The 23,821-nt window shown below is 43.9% G+C and carries 18 protein-coding genes and 3 pseudogenes; 18 read left to right on the forward strand and 3 right to left on the reverse strand.

Features of this window, described 5'->3' with window-relative positions; translation table 11 throughout:
* The first annotated feature begins 3 nt into the window (after positions 1–3).
* The 17 genes and pseudogenes from HWY38_RS09620 (at position 4) to HWY38_RS09695 (ending at position 19,561) form a co-directional block, all read left to right on the forward strand.
* A complete protein-coding gene (locus HWY38_RS09620) occupies positions 4–1,254 on the forward strand; it encodes a competence/damage-inducible protein A (protein ID WP_043867100.1) in 1,251 nt (416 codons plus the stop codon).
* 170 nt (positions 1,255–1,424) lie between these two features.
* On the forward strand, positions 1,425–2,468 hold the full coding sequence (gene recA / locus HWY38_RS09625) for a recombinase RecA (RefSeq protein ID WP_003154145.1): 1,044 nt from the start codon (positions 1,425–1,427) through the stop codon (positions 2,466–2,468).
* A gap of 168 nt (positions 2,469–2,636) precedes the next feature.
* On the forward strand, positions 2,637–3,818 hold the full coding sequence (locus HWY38_RS09630; RefSeq protein ID WP_003154142.1) for a serine hydrolase domain-containing protein: 1,182 nt from the start codon (positions 2,637–2,639) through the stop codon (positions 3,816–3,818).
* A 292-nt stretch (positions 3,819–4,110) separates the two neighbouring features.
* Complete coding sequence (rny, locus tag HWY38_RS09635; RefSeq protein WP_003154140.1) at positions 4,111–5,670, forward strand: ribonuclease Y; 1,560 nt, start codon at positions 4,111–4,113, stop codon at positions 5,668–5,670.
* Between the two features lie 60 nt (positions 5,671–5,730).
* Positions 5,731–6,525 carry a TIGR00282 family metallophosphoesterase gene (locus HWY38_RS09640; protein ID WP_003154137.1) on the forward strand — a complete coding sequence of 265 codons (795 nt, stop codon included), beginning with the start codon at positions 5,731–5,733 and terminating at the stop codon, positions 6,523–6,525.
* A 199-nt stretch (positions 6,526–6,724) separates the two neighbouring features.
* Positions 6,725–6,985, forward strand: a complete 261-nt coding sequence (gene spoVS, locus HWY38_RS09645) for a stage V sporulation protein SpoVS (RefSeq protein ID WP_003154135.1) — start codon at positions 6,725–6,727, stop codon at positions 6,983–6,985.
* Positions 6,986–7,242: 257 nt separating this feature from the next.
* Positions 7,243–8,289 (forward strand): L-threonine 3-dehydrogenase, encoded by a 1,047-nt coding sequence (tdh, locus tag HWY38_RS09650; RefSeq protein WP_024085310.1) that lies wholly within the window; start codon positions 7,243–7,245, stop codon positions 8,287–8,289.
* 12 nt (positions 8,290–8,301) lie between these two features.
* Positions 8,302–9,480: a glycine C-acetyltransferase gene (locus HWY38_RS09655; RefSeq protein WP_088037143.1), complete on the forward strand. Its 1,179-nt coding sequence runs from the start codon at positions 8,302–8,304 to the stop codon at positions 9,478–9,480.
* A 142-nt stretch (positions 9,481–9,622) separates the two neighbouring features.
* On the forward strand, positions 9,623–11,152 hold the full coding sequence (gene miaB, locus HWY38_RS09660; RefSeq protein WP_003154116.1) for a tRNA (N6-isopentenyl adenosine(37)-C2)-methylthiotransferase MiaB: 1,530 nt from the start codon (positions 9,623–9,625) through the stop codon (positions 11,150–11,152).
* Positions 11,153–11,154: 2 nt separating this feature from the next.
* Positions 11,155–11,586 carry a RicAFT regulatory complex protein RicA family protein gene (locus HWY38_RS09665; protein ID WP_003154113.1) on the forward strand — a complete coding sequence of 144 codons (432 nt, stop codon included), beginning with the start codon at positions 11,155–11,157 and terminating at the stop codon, positions 11,584–11,586.
* A 253-nt stretch (positions 11,587–11,839) separates the two neighbouring features.
* The gene (gene cotE / locus HWY38_RS09670) at positions 11,840–12,385 is read left to right on the forward strand and encodes an outer spore coat protein CotE (RefSeq protein ID WP_003154111.1); all 546 of its coding nucleotides are present in this window, start codon (positions 11,840–11,842) and stop codon (positions 12,383–12,385) included.
* A 118-nt stretch (positions 12,386–12,503) separates the two neighbouring features.
* Positions 12,504–15,089 (forward strand): DNA mismatch repair protein MutS, encoded by a 2,586-nt coding sequence (gene mutS / locus HWY38_RS09675; RefSeq protein ID WP_088037175.1) that lies wholly within the window; start codon positions 12,504–12,506, stop codon positions 15,087–15,089.
* A gap of 15 nt (positions 15,090–15,104) precedes the next feature.
* Positions 15,105–16,982 (forward strand): DNA mismatch repair endonuclease MutL, encoded by a 1,878-nt coding sequence (gene mutL, locus HWY38_RS09680; RefSeq protein WP_003154106.1) that lies wholly within the window; start codon positions 15,105–15,107, stop codon positions 16,980–16,982.
* Positions 16,983–17,259: 277 nt separating this feature from the next.
* Positions 17,260–17,376, forward strand: a pseudogene (locus tag HWY38_RS19145) (site-specific integrase); the annotation flags it as partial.
* Positions 17,377–17,627: 251 nt separating this feature from the next.
* Positions 17,628–18,389: a hypothetical protein gene (locus tag HWY38_RS09685; protein ID WP_224181716.1), complete on the forward strand. Its 762-nt coding sequence runs from the start codon at positions 17,628–17,630 to the stop codon at positions 18,387–18,389.
* A gap of 181 nt (positions 18,390–18,570) precedes the next feature.
* A complete protein-coding gene (locus HWY38_RS09690; RefSeq protein WP_224181717.1) occupies positions 18,571–19,125 on the forward strand; it encodes a hypothetical protein in 555 nt (184 codons plus the stop codon).
* 95 nt (positions 19,126–19,220) lie between these two features.
* Positions 19,221–19,561 (forward strand): annotated as a pseudogene (locus HWY38_RS09695) (HNH endonuclease signature motif containing protein).
* Positions 19,562–19,760: 199 nt separating this feature from the next.
* Here HWY38_RS09695 and HWY38_RS09700 read toward each other — a convergent pair.
* From HWY38_RS09700 to HWY38_RS09710, 3 genes and pseudogenes are all read right to left on the reverse strand, one after another.
* Entirely contained in the window at positions 19,761–20,045 is a 285-nt protein-coding gene (locus tag HWY38_RS09700; RefSeq protein WP_224181718.1) for a hypothetical protein, read from the reverse strand.
* 5 nt (positions 20,046–20,050) lie between these two features.
* A pseudogene (locus HWY38_RS09705) lies at positions 20,051–21,759 on the reverse strand (ribonuclease YeeF family protein).
* A gap of 421 nt (positions 21,760–22,180) precedes the next feature.
* Positions 22,181–22,390, reverse strand: a complete 210-nt coding sequence (locus HWY38_RS09710; protein ID WP_032863736.1) for a hypothetical protein — start codon at positions 22,388–22,390, stop codon at positions 22,181–22,183.
* 717 nt (positions 22,391–23,107) lie between these two features.
* On the opposite strand from HWY38_RS09710, the gene HWY38_RS09715 reads away from it, so the two are divergent.
* On the forward strand, positions 23,108–23,785 hold the full coding sequence (locus HWY38_RS09715; RefSeq protein ID WP_003154103.1) for an MBL fold metallo-hydrolase: 678 nt from the start codon (positions 23,108–23,110) through the stop codon (positions 23,783–23,785).
* Positions 23,786–23,821 lie beyond the last annotated feature (36 nt).

Genomic DNA, 23,821 nt, shown 5'->3' on the forward strand with positions numbered 1-23,821 from the left:
AAGATGGAAATAGCAAAAAAAGCAGAAATCATTGCAGTCGGCTCGGAGCTTCTGCTAGGCCAGATCGCCAATACGAACGCGCAGTTTATCAGTAAAGAGCTGGCGGAAATCGGTGTAAACGTGTTTTACCATACCGCTGTCGGTGACAATCCGGAGCGGCTTAAGCAAGTCATCCGCATTGCCGAAGAGCGCTCAGACCTGATTATTTTTTCAGGCGGCCTCGGACCGACCAAGGACGATTTGACGAAAGAAACCATTGCAAACACACTGGGGCGCCCGCTCGTTCTGAATGACGAAGCGTTCCGGTCGATCGAAGAATATTTCGCGAAAACAAAACGGACCATGTCGCCGAATAACCGCAAACAGGCGCTCGTCATTGAGGGCTCGGACGTTTTGGCGAATCATTTCGGCATGGCGCCGGGAATGCTTGCAGAGCACGGCTCAAGGCTTTATATGCTGCTTCCCGGGCCGCCGAGCGAGCTGCGTCCGATGTTTGAAAATGAAGCGAAACCGCTGCTTCTTAAAAAGCTTGGTTCTAATGAGAAAATCGTTTCAACCGTGCTGCGGTTTTTCGGAATCGGTGAATCCCAGCTTGAAGCTGATTTAGAAGATATCATTGACGCGCAGACGAATCCGACGATTGCGCCGCTTGCTGCTGACGGCGAGGTCACGCTGCGTTTAACGGCGAAACATGCTGACGAAAAAGAAACAGAACGGCTTTTAAAAGAAACGGAAGCCGCCATTTTAGAACGTGTCGGTGAATTTTTCTACGGATATGATGATACGTCCCTGGTGAAGGAGCTTTCAAAAGCATGCAGACAAAACAAAATCACGATTTCTTCTGCCGAAAGCTTTACAGGCGGCCTGTTTTCAGAGTGGGTGACTGATTTAAGCGGTGCGTCTCAACTATTTGCAGGAGGCGTTGTCTGCTATTCCGACAGCGTGAAACAGCATGTGCTCGGCGTGAAAGCTGAGACGCTCGCAGAAAGCGGAGCGGTCAGCAAAGAGTGTGCGAAAGAGCTTGCAGCCGGTGTGAGAAAGCTGACCGGAAGCGATATCGGCATCAGCTTTACCGGGGTCGCGGGTCCCGACCCGCAGGAAGGGCATGCGCCGGGCCGCGTCTTTATCGGCATTTCAGCGGAAGGAAAAGAAGAGGTGCACGAATTTCACTTTGCCGGCTCAAGAACCGGAATCAGAAAGCGCGCCGCTAAATACGGCTGCCATCTCATTTTAAAAATGCTGGATCAAAAATAAAGTTTTAAAGAGCTTTTTTCTCTGATTTTTAAGTTTCATAAGGGAAATTATGCTCTTTTGCAGAAAAGCGAACGCGGAAAAAATCCGAATATGCGTTCGCTTTTTTCTTGGCAAATGCCAGTAAACAAGGTATAGTATATGTAGTGGCAAGATAAAGGAGGAAAAAATAAATGAGTGATCGTCAGGCAGCCTTAGATATGGCTCTTAAGCAAATAGAAAAACAATTCGGCAAAGGTTCCATCATGAAGCTCGGAGAAAAAACGGATACAAGAATTTCAACGGTGCCAAGCGGCTCCCTTGCACTTGATACCGCTCTCGGAATAGGCGGATACCCGCGCGGACGGATTATTGAAGTATACGGACCTGAAAGTTCAGGTAAAACGACTGTAGCGCTTCACGCAATCGCTGAGGTTCAGGAAAAAGGCGGACAGGCAGCATTTATTGATGCTGAGCATGCTCTTGATCCTGTTTACGCGCAAAAGCTCGGTGTCAATATCGAAGAGCTTCTGCTTTCTCAGCCGGATACGGGAGAGCAGGCGCTTGAGATTGCTGAAGCGCTGGTGCGAAGCGGAGCTGTTGATATCGTAGTCGTTGACTCTGTTGCGGCGCTTGTTCCAAAAGCTGAAATTGAAGGTGACATGGGTGATTCACACGTCGGTTTACAGGCGCGTCTTATGTCTCAGGCGCTCCGTAAGCTTTCCGGCGCTATCAATAAATCTAAAACAATCGCAATCTTTATTAACCAGATTCGTGAAAAAGTCGGCGTTATGTTCGGAAATCCGGAGACGACACCGGGCGGCCGCGCGCTGAAATTCTATTCTTCCGTGCGTCTTGAAGTGCGCCGTGCCGAGCAATTAAAGCAGGGCAACGACGTGATGGGGAATAAAACGAGAATTAAAGTCGTAAAAAACAAAGTCGCTCCTCCGTTCCGTACGGCTGAAGTGGACATTATGTACGGTGAAGGAATCTCCAAAGAAGGGGAAATCATCGACCTTGGAACTGAACTGGATATCGTGCAAAAAAGCGGTTCGTGGTATTCTTATGAAGAAGAACGCCTCGGTCAGGGCCGTGAAAACGCCAAGCAGTTCTTAAAAGAAAATAAAGACATCATGCTGATGATTCAGGAACAAATCCGTGAATATTACGGTTTAGACAATAACGGTGTAACGGACAAAGCGGAAGAAGTTCAGGAAGAGATGGAATTAGAAGAATAAAAACACGATCAAAAGAGCGGAATAAGCAATTTCCGCTCTTTTTTTTTGTATGTTTCAAAAAAACACTGGCTGTGCGGAAAATTTTATCTGGAATGTTACAACTTTTTTCACCCTTCACTCGTCTAACATCATGGCGAAAGTTGAAATTATATCTGAGGAGGAAAAAAGATGACGAGCCCCCGCCGCACAAGAATAAATAAAAAAAGAAAGAAGAAGCTGATGAAAACGGGAGGGCTGTTTCTTTTTCTGCTGCTTGTCACTGTTTTTATTATGATCTGGACCGTCACAGCGCATCATCGGGAGAAGGAATCCGTTAAAAACGCTCCCGCCGCTCAATCTGATACTTCAAAAGACCAGACTCAACAGAAAAAAGAAAAGACGCAAAAAGAGAAAACACCTAAATCAATCGATCACAATAAACAGATCAGCAATTACTTGCAACAGATCGGGTTCAGCGGCACAGCAATGATCGTAAAAGATGGAAAAGTTGTGCTGAAAAAAGGCTTTGGCTATGCAGACCGAAAACAAAAAATTAAAAACAATCCGGAGACATCATATTATATCGGTTCTTCACAAAAAGCGTTAATCGCGACGGCTGTCCTGCAGCTTGAAGAAAAAGGGCTGCTGCAGACGAGTGACCCCGTCAGTACATACTTGCCGAATTTTCCTAACGGCACGCGCATCACATTGAAAAACCTGCTCAATCATACGTCCGGCATAAACGGGCATATTGAGGGTCGGGGACCGATTTCTCCAATTGATTTAATCAAGGATATAGAATACCGCGGAATTAAAAGGCAGCCCGGGGTTTGGGATTACAGGGATTCCAACTATTCAGTGCTTGCTTATATCGTATCTCAGGTCAGCGGGGAGTCTTATGAACAATATATAAAAGAACACGTGTTCAAACCGGCCGGAATGAAGCATGCCGGATTTTACAAAACATTTGCTGAAGCCAAATATCCTGCCGTCGGCTACAAAGTCGATGAGAGCGGCAGTCTTGTAACGCCGCACCTTTTGGACTTATCGCAGCTTTACGGGGCGGGCGACATGTATATGAGCGCTGAAGATCTTTATAAATTTGATAAAGCGATCGTAAACGGCACGCTCCTTTCAAAAGAAAGCTTCACAAAAATGTTTACAGCAGGAAGCAGTGCCGCTTACGGGATGGGGTTTTACATTGATCCGGGCAGCTATTCCAATCACGGTGTTATGCCCGGTTACAACATTTTAAACAGTTTCAGCCATTCGGCAAGCAAATATGTCATATTACTGTCAAACATTCAGAATAACGCCAAATTAGGACAGGTAAACAATAGAATTTACCAATTGCTTAACCAGGCGGACTGACAGAGCCGTCATTCACGAAAAGCGGATGAAGGTATGGTATGATATATACATGGGCGGCGATCCGAGCTGAAGGCGAATCGTTAAGCTGGCAAGCTTGACAAGTATTTCCGACACAATTACAATGAAGTTGTAACATTTGTTTTTTTAACATGATTGTTAAACCATTTAAACTTGACAAGGGCATGAGAGACTCATTCCCTGTGAAGGTTCTGTATGTTGAGAAAATCAGACAATGTACATGCCGGCACTTATTTAAGCAAAAACCAAGTTCATAGCAAGAGGAGGTGAAAGTATGACCCCAATGACGGTTCTCATCTCCATTTTGCTGACTCTGCTCGGTTTAGTTGTTGGCTACTATGTTCGTAAAACCATTGCCGAAGCAAAGATTGCGGGCGCACGCGGTGCTGCCGAGCAAATCCTTGAAGATGCAAAGCGTGATGCTGAAGCACTGAAAAAAGAAGCTCTGCTTGAAGCAAAGGACGAAATCCATACACTTCGAATAGATGCTGAACAGGAAGTTCGTGAAAGACGAAATGAGCTTCAAAAACAAGAAAACCGTTTACTTCAAAAAGAAGAAAATCTTGACCGTAAACATGAAGGAATTGATAAACGGGAAGCGATGTTGGAGAAGAAAGATCATTCTCTGAATGAACGACAACAACATATTGAAGAGATGGAAAGCAAAGTGGATGAGATGATTCGTATGCAGCAGTCAGAACTCGAACGCATTTCGAGCCTGACACGGGATGAAGCGAAACAAATCATTCTTGACCGGGTTGAAAATGAGCTTTCACATGACATCGCCATCATGACAAAAGAAACCGAAAACCGTGCGAAAGAAGAGGCAGATAAAAAGGCGAAAAACATTCTGTCGCTTGCTTTGCAGCGCTGTGCAGCAGATCATGTTGCCGAAACGACGGTATCGGTCGTCAATCTTCCGAATGATGAGATGAAAGGACGTATCATCGGCCGTGAAGGGCGTAATATTCGTACGCTTGAAACGCTTACAGGTATTGACCTGATTATTGATGACACACCTGAAGCAGTCATTCTTTCCGGATTTGATCCGATCAGACGGGAGACGGCAAGAATCGCTCTTGATAAACTCGTTCAGGATGGCCGTATTCATCCGGCGCGAATTGAAGAAATGGTTGAAAAATCCCGCCGTGAGGTTGATGACTATATCCGGGAAATGGGTGAGCAGACGACGTTTGAAGTCGGCGTTCACGGACTTCACCCGGATCTGATCAAGATCCTCGGCCGGTTGAAATTCCGTACAAGCTACGGGCAGAACGTACTGAAACATTCTATGGAAGTTGCGTTTTTAGCCGGTTTAATGGCTTCCGAGCTTGGAGAAGATGCAAAGCTTGCCAAGCGGGCCGGTCTTCTGCATGACATCGGAAAAGCAATTGACCATGAAGTGGAAGGAAGCCACGTGGAAATCGGAGTGGAGCTTGCGACCAAATATAAAGAGCATCCAGTCGTCATTAACAGTATTGCGTCACACCACGGAGACGAAGAGCCGACTTCCATTATCGCTGTTCTGGTTGCTGCCGCTGATGCACTGTCAGCCGCAAGACCGGGCGCGAGAAGTGAAACGCTCGAAAACTATATCCGCAGACTTGAAAAGCTTGAAGAAATCTCCGAGTCTTACGAAGGTGTTGAAAAATCATTTGCGATTCAGGCCGGCCGTGAAGTTCGCATCATGGTGAAGCCGGACTCCATTAATGATTTAGAAGCCCATCGTTTGGCGCGTGATATCCGTAAACGAATTGAGGACGAGCTTGATTATCCGGGACACATTAAAGTGACCGTGATCAGAGAAACTCGAGCCGTAGAGTATGCAAAATAAAGTGATGCTTAGCGCATCACTTTATTTTTTTGAGTCCCTGAAAAGGAAGGAATGGAATGTATGAGAATTTTATTTATCGGAGATGTTGTCGGTTCCCCGGGCCGCGACATGGTAAAAGAATATGTCCCGAAACTGAAAGCGAAACATAAACCGCATTTTACAATTATTAACGGAGAAAATGCAGCACACGGAAAAGGACTGACGGAAAAGATCTACCACAGCCTGATGGAAGCGGGAGCCGACGCCATTACAATGGGAAACCATACGTGGGATAAAAGAGAGATCTTCGACTTTATTGATGATGTGCCGCATCTTGTCCGGCCGGCGAATTTCCCGGAAGGTACGCCGGGCAAAGGCATTACTTATATTAAATCGAACGGAAAAGAGCTTGCCGTCATTAATTTACAGGGGCGGACGTTTCTTCCGCCGCTTGATGATCCGTTTGCTAAAGCGGATGAATTAATAGAAGAAGCGAAAAAGCGCACACCGTACATTTTTATTGATTTTCACGCGGAAGCGACAAGCGAAAAAATTGCGATCGGCTGGTATACAGACGGAAGAGCCTCTGCCGTAGTAGGCACCCATACACACGTGCAAACGGCAGATAACCGCATTTTGCCGAAAGGAACGGCATATATTACTGATGTAGGCATGACGGGTCCGTACGACGGAATTCTCGGTATGGACAGAGAAACGGTCATCAAGCGGTTTAAAACCAATCTTCCCGTCCGGTTTACGGTGGCGGAAGGTAAAACTACGCTGAGCGGAGTGCTCATTGACATCGACGATCAAACGAAAAAGGCCGTAAATATCGAACGGATATTAATCAATGATGACCATATGTTCTTTGAATAGGTGATCATGTGTTTATTTTATAAAAATATTAAAAGGAAAAGCAGGAATATAGCAACTTCTTAGTGAATATAGTAGAAATGGAAGGTAGCCCGCTATTTTTGAAAAGCATTGTGGGGATGGCTTTTTGGATAGCAACATCTAATAATGATTGTTCTAATGAACACTCACTTATCCATTGTAAAACTAAGGGGGAGCAGAAATGGAAATCTTAAAAGTTTCAGCAAAATCAAGTCCAAATTCAGTAGCAGGCGCGCTTGCCGGCGTATTGAGGGAACGCGGAGCCGCCGAAATTCAAGCAATTGGGGCGGGTGCCTTAAACCAGGCTGTTAAAGCGGTTGCGATTGCCAGAGGCTTTGTCGCGCCAAGCGGCGTAGATTTGATTTGTATTCCGGCTTTTACAGATATACAGATTGACGGAGAAGAAAGAACGGCGATTAAGTTAATCGTCGAACCCCGTTAAAAACAAAAACATGTACATTCTCAACCTGCTTGCGTAAGGCGAGCAGGTTGTTTTTATTGCTGTCATATTTTCTCACAATATTATATTGATAGTACGAAGAGATGATAAATGGCTTTATTCATATAATATTCAAAAAAATCCCGCCCATTTTTCCGGACGGAAGCAGTTGTTTTCCTCGAGTGGACACTGGTGTTTACCTCCTTTTTATCTCATGTTACAATCCAGTTATTACAGTGTTTTTTCGAGGAGGAGTGTACATGTTGGGAGGAAAGATGAAAGCTATCGTTAAAAATGAAAACGCTTTCGGAGCAACACTGAAAGAAATTCCCATACCTTCCATTAATGAGAATGAAGTTCTCATTAAAGTACAGGCCGCATCTATATGCGGTACAGATGTGCATATTTATAATTGGGATCAATGGGCGCAGAAACGAATCAAAACACCTCAAGTATTCGGACATGAATTCAGCGGTATCGTAGCGGAAACGGGCAAGCACGTCACAAATGTCAAAATAGGTGACTACGTTTCGGCTGAAACCCACTTCGTCTGCGGTACTTGTGTCCCGTGTTTAACAGGAAAACATCATGTGTGCACCCATACAAAGATCCTCGGCGTAGATACAGCCGGCTCCTTCGCTGAATATGTCAAAGTGCCGGCCCGAAATGTTTGGAAAAACCCCGCTGATATGGACCCCGCCGTCGCCTCTGTTCAAGAGCCGCTTGGCAACGCGGTCCATACGGTGCTGGAAAGCAGCGGGCTTGCGGGCGGTTCCGCTGCAATTATCGGCTGCGGACCGATCGGGCTGATGGCGGTGGCGGTGGCTAAAGCGGCCGGTGCATCCCGTATTGCGGCCATTGATAAAAATGATTACAGGCTGGCTCTTGCGAAGAAATTGGGAGCTGCGATCACCATTTCAGCTGACGAGGAAGATCCGCTTGAGGTGATCGACACCTTAACAGGCGGAGAAGGGATCGACCTTGTCTGCGAAATGTCAGGCCACCCGGCAGCCATAACACAAGGATTAAAGATGGCGGCCAACGGGGGGAGGTTCCACATGCTGAGTCTGCCGGAACGTCCGGTGACGGTTGACCTGACAAATGACGTGGTGTTTAAAGGACTTACCGTCCAAGGCATCACAGGCAGAAAAATGTTTGAAACATGGCGGCAGGTATCGCACCTGCTTGAATCCGGCCTTGTTGATCTGACGCCGGTGATCACGCATCAGTTTCCGCTTGAAGACTTTGAAAAAGGGTTTGACCTGATGAGAAAGGGACAGTGCGGCAAAGTCATTTTGATTCCATAAGGGGAGGGTTCTATAATGAAAGAATTTGAATTTCTAAAAGCAGAGCTTGATAAAATGAAAGAAAATAAAACGTGGCAGCAAATGAAACAAATTGAAACGAAGCAGGGTCCGTCGGTGGAAGTCAAAGGGGAAAACGTGATACAGCTTTCATCGAACAATTATCTCGGTTTGACGTCGCATCCGAGACTTGTCGAAGCGGCCAAACGCGCCGCGGAAGAATTCGGAGCGGGTACGGGGTCCGTCCGTACAATCGCCGGAACATTCACAATGCACAATGAGCTGGAGAAAAAATTGGCAACCTTTAAAAAAACAGAAGCGGCACTTGTTTTTCAATCGGGGTTCACAACGAATCAGGGCGTCTTATCAAGCATTCTTACAAAAGAAGATATCGTGATCTCTGACGAACTGAACCATGCTTCCATTATTGACGGGATCAGGCTGACAAAAGCAGATAAAAAGGTGTACCGCCATGTTGATATGGACGATTTGGAAAGGGTGCTGAAAAAATCAATGAATTACCGCATGCGCCTGATCGTCACCGACGGCGTATTCTCAATGGACGGCAACATCGCTCCTTTGCCTGACATCGTCAAACTTGCAGAGGCGTACGATGCCTTTGTGATGGTCGACGATGCGCATGCTTCCGGCGTACTCGGAAAAAACGGAAGGGGGACGGTTAATCACTTCGGGCTTGACGGAAGAGTCCACATACAGGTGGGCACATTAAGCAAAGCCATCGGAGTGCTTGGCGGTTACGCCGCAGGGTCGCAGGTTCTGATCGATTACCTGCGCCATAAAGGGCGTCCTTTCTTATTCAGCACTTCTCATCCGCCTGCAGTAACGGCCGCATGCATAGAAGCCATTGACGTCCTGCTGGAAGAGCCTGAGCATATGGAAAAGCTATGGGAGAACACGGCGTATTTCAAAGACAAACTGGTTCAAATGGGGCTGACCCTCACAAAAAGCGAAACACCGATCGTGCCGATATTAATAGGGGAGGAAGAAAAAGCCCAGGCATTATCAGACCTTTTATTGACCCGCGGCGTGTTTGCACAAAGCATCGTGTATCCGACGGTCGCCCAAGGAAAAGCGAGAATCCGCACCATTATTACGGCGGAGCATACAAAAGAGGAGCTTGACCGGGCCCTGGAAGTAATCCGTTCAGCCGCAAAAGAGCTTCAGCTTGTGTAAGGGGGAAATGATTCCCTCTTTTTTATTTCTTATTGATTCTTATTCTCAATAAGGTGTACAATAATAGGCTGGCGGTTGTGCCAAACGCTTTTAACCAGTATACTTGAGGGTGGAAGTTTCGGTTGAAAGGAGACATTCGAACATGAATGAAAAGCAAAAGCAGGAAAGCGGACAAGTGAATCCGGCGGACAAAAAATCCGAAAAGGATTACAGCAAGTATTTTGAAGCCGTATATATTCCGCCTTCTTTAAAAGATGCGAAAAAACGGGGCAAAGAATCCGTTCAATATCATAACGATTTTAAAATCTCTGAAGAATTTAAAGGCCTTGGTGAAGGCAGGAAATTTTATATCCGCACGTACGGATGCCAAATGAACGAGCATGATACGGAAGTCATGGCGGGTATTTTTATGGCGCTCGGTTATGAAGCGACAAATTCGGTTGATGACGCGAACGTTATTTTATTAAACACTTGCGCCATCCGGGAAAACGCTGAAAACAAAGTGTTCGGAGAGCTCGGCCATTTAAAGGCGCTTAAAAAAAACAACCCGGACTTGATTCTCGGCGTCTGCGGCTGCATGTCACAGGAAGAATCAGTCGTAAACCGCATCCTTAAGAAGCACCCGTTTGTCGATATGATTTTCGGCACGCACAACATTCACCGTCTGCCGGAACTGTTATCAGAGGCATATTTATCAAAAGAGATGGTCATTGAAGTGTGGTCGAAAGAAGGGGATGTCATTGAGAACCTTCCGAAAGTCCGCAACGGAAAAATTAAAGGCTGGGTCAACATTATGTACGGCTGCGACAAGTTCTGCACATACTGCATCGTACCGTATACCCGCGGAAAAGAACGAAGCCGCCGTCCTGAGGAAATTATCCAGGAAGTCAGAAGACTTGCAAGCGAAGGCTATAAAGAAATCACGCTGCTCGGTCAAAACGTGAATGCGTACGGAAAAGATTTTGAGGATATGACGTACGGTCTCGGTGATTTAATGGACGAACTGCGTAAAATTGATATTCCGAGAATCCGGTTCACGACGAGTCATCCGCGTGACTTTGATGATCATCTGATCGAAGTGCTCGCCAAAGGCGGCAACCTTTTAGACCATATCCATCTTCCGGTTCAATCAGGAAGCTCAGCGATGTTAAAAATGATGGCCCGTAAATATGACAGAGAACGCTATCTGGAGCTTGTCGGAAAAATTAAAGCGGCGATGCCGAACGCTTCACTGACGACCGATATTATTGTCGGTTTTCCGAATGAAACGGATGAACAATTTGAAGAAACGCTTTCGTTATATCGCGAAGTGGAATTTGACAGCGCATATACGTTTATTTACTCTCCTCGTGAAGGCACGCCGGCAGCGAAGATGAAAGACAATGTTCCGATGAGGGTCAAGAAAGAACGTCTTCAGCGCCTTAATGATTTGGTGAAAGAAATTTCAGCCAAAAAAATGAAGGAATATGAAGGCAGGACTGTCGAAGTATTAGTTGAGGGAGAAAGCAAAAATAACCCTGACATTCTTGCCGGCTATACGGAAAAAAGCAAGCTCGTCAACTTCAAAGGGCCGAAAGACGCCATCGGCAAGATTGTACGCGTCAAAATCGAACAGGCGAAAACATGGTCGCTTGACGGTGTGATGGCAGGAGAAGCAATCGAGGTGAAATAATAATGACGCTTTACTCAAAGAAAGACATTGTACAGCAGGCTAGGAACCTTGCGAAAATGATTTCTGAAACAGAAGAAGTTGATTTTTTCAAACGCGCCGAGGCGCAAATTAACGAAAATGAAAAAGTCTCTGCGATTATTAATCAGATTAAAACCCTGCAAAAACAAGCCGTTAACCTGAAGCACTACGAAAAGCTTGAAGCGCTGAAACAAGTGGAAAGTAAAATTGACGCCCTGCAGGAAGAGCTTGAAGGGATTCCGATCATTCAGGAATTCAGAGATTCCCAGATTGAGGTCAATGACCTTCTTCAGCTTGTCGCACATACGATCTCAAATCAGGTGACAAACGAAATTATTACATCTACCGGAGGCAACCTGCTGACGGGAGAAACCGGTTCAAAAGTAAAACATTCGAATAACAGCTGTTCTATTTAAACACGGGGCCTTCATCGGCCCGTGTTTTTTTGCTGTTTAAGAACTAATTGTGATATGTACTAAATTTTCATTGTCTCAACGTTTTGTCCTATTTTTACTGGAAAGTTTTATCATACTTAAAAGTAAAGTTTCTGGGCAGGGCTGCATACAATGAAACAGAAACTTTGTATTTTTATATTTTTATTATAAAAATGCACATGAGACAAATGCCCAGCATAAGATAACACGAAGAAGAACAAGGAGGCCTGCCGGAATGTCTGAATACAGGGAAATTATTACGAAAGCGGTAGTTGCGAAAGGAAGAAAATTCACCCAATGCACCAACACGATCTCGCCTGGAGAAAAACCGTCAAGTATACTGGGCGGCTGGATTATCAACCACAAGTACGATGCCGAAAAGATCGGGAAGACTGTAGAAATTGAAGGGTATTATGATATAAACGTCTGGTACTCTTACGCCGATAATACAAAAACGGAAGTTGTAACCGAGAGAGTAAAGTATGTTGATGTGATTAAACTCAGATACAGAGATACAAATTACTTAGATGACGAACACGAAGTCATTGCCAAAGTGCTGCAGCAGCCGAATTGTCTTGAAGTCACCATTTCTCCTAACGGAAATAAAATCGTTGTTCAGGCAGAGAGGGAATTTTTAGCAGAAGTGGTCGGTGAAACGAAAGTCGTCGTCGAAGTCAATCCTGACTGGGAAGAAGACGATGATGATGATTGGGAAGACGATCTTGACGAAGAATTAGAGGACATTAACCCTGAATTTTTAGTCGGAGATCCTGAAGAATAAGTTGAGGCTAGGGGAGTTTAACACCCCGAGTCTCTTTTTTATATATAAAGATATCACTCTTTTGTTTATGTTATAATGGGATTCGGATAAGAGAAGATACATAGTGAGGGATTAAATGATGGCTAGTTACACGCCTATGATACAGCAATACTTGAAGATAAAGGCAGAGCACCAAGATGCCTTTTTATTTTTTCGGCTTGGTGACTTTTATGAAATGTTTTTTGAAGATGCAAAAAAAGCGTCGCAAGAGCTTGAAATTACACTGACAAGCAGAGACGGAGGTTCGGCTGATAAAATTCCGATGTGCGGCGTGCCGTATCATTCCGCGGCGGCTTATATTGAACAGCTGATTAAAAAGGGCTATAAAGTGGCGATCTGTGAGCAGACGGAAGATCCGAAGGCGGCTAAAGGCGTTGTAAAAAGAGAAGTCGTCCAGCTGATCACCCCGGGAACCGTGATGGATGGAAAAGGCATCCATGAGTCGGAAAACAACTTTATCGCTTCCGTTTCCGAATTTCGTAACGGATACGGTCTCGCTTTATCAGACTTAACGACCGGAGAAAACCTGGCCGTATTTATTGAGCGGATTGAAGATGTCATGTCAGAAATTTACTCAGTCGGCGCAAAGGAAATTGTCGTATCAAGCAAGTTTAACGAACATACGGCTGCTCAGCTGAAAGAACGGTGCGGCGCAACGATTTCCATCGAAGACGGGGAAATAACAGAACGCATTGAAATCGCAAAGCACTTGCCGGGAGAAGAGCTGACAGAGACGTTTATGCGTTTATATACGTATTTGCAGAAAACGCAAAAACGGAGCCTGGATCATCTGCAGCCGGTTCAAGTATATGAATTGGAAGAAGCGATGAAAATTGACCTGTATTCAAAACGGAATCTTGAGCTGACGGAAACGATCCGTTCTAAAAGCAAAAAAGGGTCATTGCTTTGGCTTTTAGACGAGACGAAAACAGCAATGGGCGGCCGGCTTCTCAAACAATGGATTGACCGCCCGCTGATCAGGGCATCCCAAATCGAAGAACGCCAGAAAATGGTCGAGACGCTGATCAATCATCTGTTTGAGCGTGAAGATCTGCGCGAGCGCCTGAAGGAAGTATACGATTTAGAACGTCTGGCGGGCCGGGTCGCATTCGGAAACGTCAACGCAAGAGATTTAATCCAGCTGAAAGAATCTTTAAAACAAGTGCCGAGCATTAAAGAGCTTGTAGGATCTCTTAACCATAAAAAAGCAAAAGAACGCGCCGGCTTGATTGATCCGTGCGGAGATTTGCTTGACCTGTTAGAAGAAGCCCTTCATGAAAACCCGCCGTTATCGCTAAAAGAAGGCAACTTAATTAAAGACGGCTATCATCAGAAGCTCGATGAGTACCGTGACGCCAGCAAAAACGGTAAAGACTGGATTGCCAGACTGGAGCAGCAGGAACGCGCTTATACGGGCATCCGTTCATTAAAGGTCGGTTTCAATAAAGTGTTCGGCTATTATATTGAAGTCACAAAAGCAAACCTTCATCTGCTTGAGGACGGGCGGTATGAGCGGAAGCAGACCCTCACAAACGCCGAACGGTACATTACGCCGGAATTGAAGGAAAAAGAAGCGCTTATTTTAGAAGCGGAAAACAACATCTGCGAGCTGGAATATGAGCTTTTTGCCGGTCTGCGTGAAAAGGTCAAACAATTTATTCCGCGTCTGCAGCGTCTTGCCAAACAAATGAGTGAGCTGGATGCGTTGCAATGCTTTGCTACGATCAGTGAAAACAGGCATTACACAAAGCCCGTCTTTTCTGATAATGAAGTAAAAGTCATTGAAGGGAGACACCCCGTCGTTGAAAAGGTGATGGACAGTCAAGAATACGTGCCGAACAACTGCTTGATGGGCGATTCGCGGGAAATGCTCCTGATTACGGGTCCGAATATGTCAGGTAAAAGCACGTACATGAGACAGATCGCACTTCTATCGATCATGGCCCAGATCGGCTGTTTTGTGCCCGCAAAAGAAGCGGTTCTGCCGATTTTTGATCAAATCTTCACGAGAATCGGGGCAGCGGATGATTTGATTTCCGGACAAAGCACCTTTATGGTGGAAATGCTGGAAGCGAAAAACGCGATTGTGAACGCCACAAAAGACAGCCTGATCCTGTTTGATGAAATCGGCCGCGGGACATCAACGTACGACGGAATGGCGCTGGCACAGGCGATTATTGAATATGTTCATGATCATATCGGCGCTAAAACACTGTTCAGCACGCATTATCATGAGCTGACGGTGCTTGAAGATAAGCTTCCTCAGCTGAAAAACGTTCATGTGCGTGCAGAGGAATATAACGGAACGGTCGTGTTTCTCCATCAAATCAAAGAAGGAGCCGCAGATAAAAGTTACGGCATTCATGTCGCCCAGCTTGCGGAGCTCCCGGACGATCTGATCAGCCGCGCGCAGGAGATTTTGAAACAGCTTGAGCAGACGGGAGATAAACCGGAGCTTCCGGCGGCACCTGAGAAAAAGCCCGCCGTCAAAGAAGAACCGGCACAGCTGTCCTTTTTTGCTGACGGTGAAAAAGAACAGAAGGCACCGGCGGTTTCTAATAAAGAAAAACAAGTGCTTGAAGCTTTTAAGTCAATCAATATTCTCGATATGACGCCGCTTGAGGCGATGAATGAAATGTACAAGCTGCAAAAAAAATTAAAATAGAAAGAGGTGACGGACTTGGCAAAAGTCATCCAGCTGTCAGATGAACTTTCGAATAAAATAGCGGCCGGCGAGGTGGTCGAACGGCCTGCCTCAGTCGTTAAAGAATTGGTGGAAAACGCCATTGACGCAAACAGCACAGTCATTGAGATCGACATAGAGGAAGCGGGGCTTTCGTCGATTCGGGTGCTCGATAACGGCGAAGGGATGGAAACCGATGATTGCAAGCGGGCTTTCCGCCGCCACGCGACCAGTAAAATCAAAGATGAAAACGACCTGTTCCGGGTGAGAACACTCGGTTTCCGCGGAGAAGCTTTGCCAAGTATCGCGTCTGTTTCTCATCTGGAAATCAAAACGAGCATCGGAGAGGGGGCGGGAACCCATCTCATTCTTCAGGGCGGGAATATCATTTCTGAGCAGAAATCCTCCAGCAGAAAAGGAACGGAGATTATCGTTACCAACCTGTTTTTCAATACGCCCGCCAGATTGAAATATATGAAAACCGTGCATACGGAGCTCGGCAATATTACGGATGTTGTCAACCGGATTGCTCTTGCGCATCCGGAAGTATCCATCCGTCTGCGCCATCAGGGGAAAAATCTGTTGCAGACAAACGGTAACGGGGACGTGCGCCATGTGCTGGCCGCAATTTACGGGACGGCGGTTGCGAAAAAAATGATACCGCTCCATGTCAGCTCGCTTGATTTTGAAGTCAAGGGCTACATCGCGCTTCCGGAAATCACGCGTGCATCCAGAAACTACATGTCATCTGTCATTAACGGCAGATACATTAAGAATTTTCCGCTTGTAAAAGCGGTGCATGAGGGCTATCACACACTTCTGCCGATCGGCCGCCATCCGATTACGTTTATCGAAATTACGATGGACCCGATTTTGGTCGATGTCAATGTCCATCCGTCGAAGCTTGAAGTTCGCCTCAGCAAAGAGACGGAGCTGCATGAGCTGATCCGTGACGGGATAAAGGAAGTGTTTCAAAAGCAGCGGCTTATTCCGAGCGCCCAGCTCCCGAAAAAAACAGCGCCGGCACCAGCCAAAAACGAACAGCAATTTATGACATTCGAGGAAAGCGCGCCTGAGCGGAAACTTCCTGAAAAAACGCCGGAGCCGTCTTACTCACCGATGAAGCTGAGTTCGGTCGTAAAAGAGCCGGAGCCGGTCATAGAAGAAGAGTCCCTGCCGGATGAAGCAGGTCACGGAGTGCCGCCGGAGCTCGGCATGCCGGTAACGGAAGCGCCTGTTTCCGATATTCCGGAGCCTGAAGAGGAGGCTGACTCTGAAGAAATACGGGAAGAAAGAGTTCCGGTGATGTATCCGATCGGCCAAATGCACGGGACGTATATTTTAGCCCAAAACGAAAACGGCTTGTATATCATTGACCAGCATGCGGCGCAAGAACGGATTAAATACGAATATTTCCGGGAGAAAGTCGGGCAGGTCGAGCCTGAAGTGCAGGATATGATCGTGCCGCTCACCTTTCATTATGCGGCAAATGAAGCGCTGATCATTGATCAGCATCAGCATGAGCTTGAAAGCGTCGGAGTATTTTTAGAAGCATTCGGCACGAACAGCTACATCGTCCGCTGCCATCCGGCCTGGTTTCCAAAAGGGGAAGAAGCTGAACTGATTGAAGAAATCATTCAGCAGGTGCTTGACGCCAAACAGATCGATATTAAAAAACTCAGGGAGGAAGCGGCCATTATGATGAGCTGCAAAGGCTCAATCAAAGCGAACCGCCATTTGAGAAATGACGAAATCAAAGCGCTCTTGGACGACCTGCGCCGAACGACAGACCCGTTCACATGCCCGCACGGCCGGCCGATCATTATCCATCACAGTACGTATGAGATGGAGAAGATGTTTAAACGTGTGATGTAGAAGGGTTCTGTGTGGGATGTGCCCCTCGTGCCCACATTTTGCCCACTGGTTTTTAGCTGTTTAGGTATTCATCAAACCGATTAATGCTCTTTTGATTGTGGTTCTGCGTGATATGAATATAGACATCAGCGATCATTTTCACATCGGTATGACCGAGTCGTTCACTTGCAAAATTTGATATCTGAACGAAAGCAAATGCATTTTACCGGCTGGCCTTTGCACTTCGCGCGGAAGTCTATAAGGACGGGGGTGCGCCGGAATGAATTTTGTTCAGCCGAAAGGCGTTGCCATACTGCAGGAGGTTTTCAACCACTCTGATCAGCGGACAACCCTTCGATACATTGGAATTAACCAGGATGCCATGAACAACGCCATGAAGAAATTTAAAATATAAGCAGGCTCATCTCATAAACAAGATGAGTCTTTTTTCTGCATATTTTTATTGATTCCCTTCAAAAAGCAAACATGGAATTCATTTTAGGGATATTTCTTGAAAACAAGGGTGGCAAGGGCTGGCGGCACTCAGGGCAGTTGCACAGTATAAAACATATGGGTAATTCGTGGATTGTATGGATAACCATGTTGCTATTATTTGGATTAATATGTACATTATTATTAATATTATGTCTTTGGGAGTGTTAGCTTATGGACAAATTTATAGATTTGTTTAGTCAAGGATGGGTCGGTTCATTAATAGGAATTTTCGGAATAATATTTGCGGTTTATTCCTATTCAAAGGGAAAAATCAAACGTGATTTTGCATATTTGCTTAGTACTCGTAGAGTTATTGGAAAAGACAATTTTGCAGCTGAAGATATTGAGATTAACATTAAAGGTAAGTCTGTCAAAACATTAAATAATACAATAATCAAGATTAGAAATAACGGGAACGAGACAATTAATGGTCAAGATATAGCCGGGAAAGACCCTATAAGGTTTGAAGTTAATAGCGGTGAGGAAATTATTTCTGCGACAATCTTAAATCAAACTAATTTAACAAATGACATCTCAATTAAACATAGTTCTAATGAGCCTAATATATTGCACATAGAATTTGACTATTTAGATCCCGGAGATGGAGTCGCAATAGAGGTTTTACATACAGATAACAAGGATTCTCATGATATAAAGGGAATCATTAAAGGTATAAAGTCTTTTAAAAATTATACAGATAATACTATAAAGAAACGCTCTCAAGTGTTTGTATTGTGGACTGTGGTAGTTCAAACCATAATGATAATTGGTCTTGTTGAACGAGATTCTATTGAAGCTATTTCTCGGACTGCTCAGGTAATACATACAATAATAATACTAGTAATAGCATTAATTATTTTGACACTTCAATTTTTAATGTTTAAAGATAGTTTAAAAGAAATGAAGTTCTTAAGATTTATAAATGATAAATAGTAAAAGGCACAAACTGGGCAGAATAACGGCAAACCATTTTTCGTTAGGCGAGGTATTATGGTAATAGGTAATAAACAGGCAGCGCTTTCCCAATCGGGAGGCGCTTTTTTCGTTCGACATTTTTCGTAAAACTATTTCATTTCTGTTTTGTTTACCGATAAACATGGAAGGAGGAGATAAAATGAATGAAGTTATAACCGCTGCTATTATTGCAGGCGTTGTTTCTATTGTGACTGGTATTATAACCATAGTGATTCAAATGAAGAATGCAAGAAGGACTTCTATAGTGGACACAATAAGTAGTCAGAGAATTGAATGGGTAAATAAAATGAGGGATAATTTTGTAGCAATTAACGATCTTATATTTATACATAGTTTTAAATGGAGTTTGTATCTGAAGAGTGAAAAAGTCTCGTATAAGGATTATAATTTCGCTGAAAATATTGCAGCGATAAGGAGATTAAAAAACAATATTGTATTATTAGTCAATCCATCAGAGGAATATGCCAAGAAACTTATTGAAGAAATCAATACCGTACTTTCGTTACTTACTAAAGAAGATTTTGATCGAGATAAAGTATTGGAGCATAACCGGGAAATACTGAAGCTCCAACAAGTGATTTTAAAGTCTGAATGGAGTCGAACTAAACAAGAAATACAAAAAGGGAAAGTTTTGACTGGTGATAAAGTTAAAAACATATATGTTGAAAAAGCTGAAGAATTAGAATTAAACTAAGCGAAAATATAACACATTTGGTTATATAATTATATTAATGATCTTTAGCCTTTCTTTTTTAAGAGAGGTTTTTTATGTTTTCAGAAGGAGGATGTATGAAGAAGTCACTTAAACCATGCAATGAACCCGGCTGTCCCGACCTATCGCGAGAGGGCTACTGCGAACAGCACAAGCGAACCAAGCCAGCCTATGATCAATACCGGGAGTCTGCTGCCAAACGAGGGTATAACGGCAAGTGGAGGCAGGCCCGTGCTAGTTACCTGTCCAAGCATCCGTTATGTGGCGCCTGCTTAATGCAAGGAGAAGAACCCCGGCTACAGTTGTCGATCATATCGTTCCGCATAAAGGCGACAAAAAACTATTCTGGGACTCGGGTAACTGGCAGCCTCTCTGCGGGCCGTGCTATAGCCGGAAGACAGCTGAGGTGAGGGAATGACCAGATCGCGGCAACTTTAGATTTGTTACTTTACCAAGCTTTTAATCAATCAGGACAAGCTATTTAAGTAATGCCGGCAAGCTTCCAGTGATTTAGAGGGTGTATGTGCTGCATTTTCCTGTTGGTCCGACGACGAAAGTTGCGGAGTACAATTTGAAATCAAAAAGAGGCCCTCTCTTTATGAGGACCCTAATCCGGTTTATCTCCATCTCCAATTTATTTCATTATCTTCTTCATAGATTCCGGGCAGGGAAATTCCTACTCTTTTTTGCTCATCATCAACAATAAACCAATTATCATCGTCTAATAGATTATCGTCAAACTTCTCAATTGCAAAGGGGTCATCTTCATCTATTACAGCTCTAAAGAAGTCCTTGAAGTTTTCCATCTTGTCATTAGGGATGATCTTGCCATAAGCCCAAGGCCCTTCAACTGCAACCCCTTCTATTTTACCTAAACACTCATTTTGATAGTAAAGAAACATAAGCGTCACTCCTTAGAAAACATTTTGAAGTATTCTTTTGGTATCTCACCTTTAACAAAATACTCAGTATCTCTATTTGTCCATTTGAGGGCTTTATTTTTCCAATTGTCTGTTTGTCTCGTATCGTTTTTTATAAGTCTCTCAATTTGTTTAGGGTTAAGGATGGCAACTCCTTTTAGCTTACCAGAGCGTATTGCTTTTCGAAGAGAGGATATGTCCAATTCAATAGTATGATCCCCATAACCTTTTGCAATCTTTTTGTTGACTGTAAAGCTGGTGTATGGACTATTTGATTTTCCGCCTCTTCTATATCCTCCTAAAATATGTTCCGTTACAGTTACCTGACGACCTTTATACATTCCACTTATGTTAGCAGGTATTAAGTTTCCGGTTTCAGGTGATATATAAGATTTGGCGATGCCATTTTCCCTTTTTGCAGCATAGGGGAAATTTTCTCCTCTAAACAGGTTAGAAGGTTTTCCTGTTCCTGCATTTGCTTTTAAAACTTTTCCCGTTCCAATCATACCTATAGGACTGATTGCAGCTAATGCTTGATGGAATCCATTTTTCTGTCTCTCATCAAATACTTTATTCCCGAACATATCCCGGCCAGTTACTGCCTCACTGAATCCATTAGCTGACGCAAGCCCGTATAGTCCTTTTTCCGAATGCCGGAGAGCTTGGAAGGTTTTTGGAGTTTTATATATTTCGAGCGCTTTATCTGCTTTGTAAATTGCTTTTCCAGTTGAATAGATTGCCTTTCCACCTTTAAAGATACGGCCGGCCCAGCCGACAATAGGAACATAACCAGCGGCAGCCATTCCTCCTGCTGCGACTCGCTGACCGGTAGTGAGTTTTTCACCTGTGACGGGGTCAACTCCATCAGCGGCCCTTTTATAATCATAATATCCAGTAACCTCACCTGTAAAATCACATACAATGTTCCACGTTTTTTCGTACCAGGGTCTATTTGCAAGCTCTTCCTGTTCCTTGGCGATTCTCCGCTCTTCAGCCTGCTGCTTTTTGAACGAAAGATATTCGGATGACTGCTTATGTAATCCTGCTTGCATCTGGTGGATTTCACTTTCCCGATACGCCTTGGCATTATAGTTGAGCGGGGTGGCGTTTTTGCCTTTACCTGTCGCATCCTGTAATGCCTGAAAATCCGCTATAATAAACGCCTCATTAGCTTCTGACAGCCCATATTCATTTGAAAGGTTGTTATCCAGCTCACCAATTTTATGTATTGTATCTCTTTTTGTTGTATCAGAATCATCTAATTTTTGATCCACGTTATCGGTTGAAAAGAGAGCGGCAGTATATCTGCGATTTCATCCAGGATACCTTTCATTTCATTACGCTGCTCTTGCATAATCGCTTTTGATTTATCAAGTGCGTTTGTCAATTCATGTTCAAGGAAAGATTCTTCCACATAAGAGTCTGAAAGGCCGGCATCTTCAATCATAGCTTCTATGCTTGTGAGAAACGCAATTTTCATATCAATTAATTCAAGCCATTCATCTGTGACGCCAGCGTGATCTTGAAATAAAGCTTTGATGTTGTCGGCGCCTTTGCCCGAAAAATCACTGTCACCCAGGTCTGCCATGCCTTGGAACGCCTTTTTAAGGCTCGTCATTTGGCTGCGCAATTCTTTGTATTCAATTGCGCGTTGTTTGGCGGCAGAAAGCAGGGTGGTTGCTTCAAAAATTTTCATGATCTTATCCTTTCGCGATAAAATGTTATTCAAAATTTCACCATGTTGAAGCCCGGAGTAAAATGAATTTCGTTAAGAATTCTCCGAGAATTTAAGTTCTGATATAGTTTATCCGAGGTTAATATAATGAGGGGAATGTCAAAAGGACTTACCGAAAAGATCATGAGCAAGTGGTGAAAATATTGAGCAACATCAGGGGGGACCAAGATTTAAACTTGTTTTAATGTTTCCGCCAATGTTTATAGGGTCAAATGATTATAAAAGTAATCGGAAAGCTACATGATTATCATGGGTTATACGAGTACCTACTCTTACAAATTCACAGGGGAAGACATGGGGGAAGAATTTAAATAAAATTGGAATATGGTGAGCTGACAATGTGCAAGAATCAAGGGGGACTAGTAATTAGCCCCCCTTACATTTAGTTCTTCCTGCGGTTTTTTCTATTTTTGATTAAACTGAAAACCACTAAGAGAACCACACCGACAGCAACAATATAAAATGAAATTTCTGCTGCTGCGGTATTAATATTCTTAAGAACAAGGATAAGCCCTATTAAAACTATAGGAATGATGTAAGTTAGAATTCTTATAGCTTTTGGATTCGGTTCAGCGTTTCTTTTATTTTCCATAATTACCTCCCGTCTAAAGCTTAACACAGGTTAAATTTGATAATCACCAACAATAGTCCCGTTTAAAGGGAAAACATAAGAGTTTAAGTAATCCATCAAGCGGCGTACGTGCCATTTGGTCCAGAAGATGCTTTATCTCTAGCATAAAAGATTACTCAGGGGAAAATGCTCCGGCTGTTCCAAGAAAGTGAAGAAACAACATCTTGTGTGTGAATCACGTCGTATTTTTCTAATTTTGAATTGTGTGTTAATGCCAACACATAAGCATAACATTGAAATTCGGTGTAAGGAGCTAAGGTATTCTGATATATTTTGAGGAAGCCGTATGGGTTTAGTTTAGCTTGAAGAAAAGGATTGAAATAAGAATCAAGATTGAATGTCATTTAAAGACTGAGTATCCTCTCAGGCTGCTTCGAGACAATTCTTTTCAAAACAAAAACTCGATTTGTTTTTCTTTCTTTTTATCCGAAAATTATACCATTCTTCATTTTCTGAATAAAATCTCCTAAAATATTCATGTAAATGAATATTTTTATTTCCTTATATACTACGATAACAAATTTTAAAAACTTCGGCTGGTTCTTTTGGTTGATTTGAACAGTTTTTTATCTTTACCGGAAAATCCATGGAAAAACGTGGTGTCATCTGGTAAAGTGGTTACAGTCGGCTGGGCGGCGGCAGCAGCCTGCCCGGATCTTTTAAATGGGAATGGTGACAATGGATCATACATATGAAGTGCATCAAATCAAAACTTATCACCAGATGTGGTCCAACTATTGTTATATTATCGCAGACCGCTCAAAAAAATCTGCGATAGCGGTGGACCCGTCCTGGGAAATCGATAAAATAACCGATAAACTTCATGAATTGGATGTTGATTTATCAGCTATTTTATTAACACATTCGCATTATGACCATGTAAACTTGGCGGAGCCGCTTCAGCAAATCTATCATTCTGATATATACATGTCGTCGGCGGAAATCGATTTCTATCAATTCCGGTGCAGAAACTTAATAGCGCTTGAAGACGGTCAAACCTTTGCGGCCGGAGGGTTTATCATCAGAAGTATACTGACCCCGGGACATACGGCCGGGGGAATGTGTTATTTGCTATCTGATCATCTTTTTACCGGTGACACCGTGTTTACAGAAGGGTGCGGTATATGTGAGGACAGGGGCAGCTCAGCTGAAGATATGTTTCACAGTATACAGAGGATCAAAGCCTCCATTCCGCCGCATGTGCGTGTGTATCCGGGGCACTCCTTCGGGGAGAAGCCGGGTCAAAAAATGGAGAGTCTTTTGAAAAACAATATTTACTTTCAGATTGAAAAAAAAGAACATTTTGTGAATTTCCGCAACAGAAAAAATCAAAAAGGGCTGTTTCATTTTAAGTAATGTGTAATTTAGTTCTATCTAACTAGCTTTTCTTTT

Origin of the sequence: Bacillus sp. KS1, assembly GCF_020075515.1 — a bacterium.
Classification (GTDB): domain Bacteria; phylum Bacillota; class Bacilli; order Bacillales; family Bacillaceae; genus Bacillus; species Bacillus velezensis.

Bases quoted from the DNA above. Each gene is read 5' to 3' on its own strand.
- HWY38_RS09620 (WP_043867100.1), top strand. From the start codon at position 4: ATGGAAATAGCAAAAAAAGCAGAAATCATTGCAGTCGGCTCGGAGCTT.
- recA (WP_003154145.1), top strand. From the start codon at position 1,425: ATGAGTGATCGTCAGGCAGCCTTAGATATGGCTCTTAAGCAAATAGAA.
- HWY38_RS09630 (WP_003154142.1), top strand. From the start codon at position 2,637: ATGACGAGCCCCCGCCGCACAAGAATAAATAAAAAAAGAAAGAAGAAG.
- rny (WP_003154140.1), top strand. From the start codon at position 4,111: ATGACCCCAATGACGGTTCTCATCTCCATTTTGCTGACTCTGCTCGGT.
- HWY38_RS09640 (WP_003154137.1), top strand. From the start codon at position 5,731: ATGAGAATTTTATTTATCGGAGATGTTGTCGGTTCCCCGGGCCGCGAC.
- spoVS (WP_003154135.1), top strand. From the start codon at position 6,725: ATGGAAATCTTAAAAGTTTCAGCAAAATCAAGTCCAAATTCAGTAGCA.
- tdh (WP_024085310.1), top strand. From the start codon at position 7,243: ATGTTGGGAGGAAAGATGAAAGCTATCGTTAAAAATGAAAACGCTTTC.
- miaB (WP_003154116.1), top strand. From the start codon at position 9,623: ATGAATGAAAAGCAAAAGCAGGAAAGCGGACAAGTGAATCCGGCGGAC.
- HWY38_RS09665 (WP_003154113.1), top strand. From the start codon at position 11,155: ATGACGCTTTACTCAAAGAAAGACATTGTACAGCAGGCTAGGAACCTT.
- cotE (WP_003154111.1), top strand. From the start codon at position 11,840: ATGTCTGAATACAGGGAAATTATTACGAAAGCGGTAGTTGCGAAAGGA.
- mutS (WP_088037175.1), top strand. From the start codon at position 12,504: ATGGCTAGTTACACGCCTATGATACAGCAATACTTGAAGATAAAGGCA.
- HWY38_RS09685 (WP_224181716.1), top strand. From the start codon at position 17,628: ATGGACAAATTTATAGATTTGTTTAGTCAAGGATGGGTCGGTTCATTA.
- HWY38_RS09690 (WP_224181717.1), top strand. From the start codon at position 18,571: ATGAATGAAGTTATAACCGCTGCTATTATTGCAGGCGTTGTTTCTATT.
- HWY38_RS09700 (WP_224181718.1), bottom strand. From the start codon at position 20,045: ATGTTTCTTTACTATCAAAATGAGTGTTTAGGTAAAATAGAAGGGGTT.
- HWY38_RS09710 (WP_032863736.1), bottom strand. From the start codon at position 22,390: ATGGAAAATAAAAGAAACGCTGAACCGAATCCAAAAGCTATAAGAATT.
- HWY38_RS09715 (WP_003154103.1), top strand. From the start codon at position 23,108: ATGGATCATACATATGAAGTGCATCAAATCAAAACTTATCACCAGATG.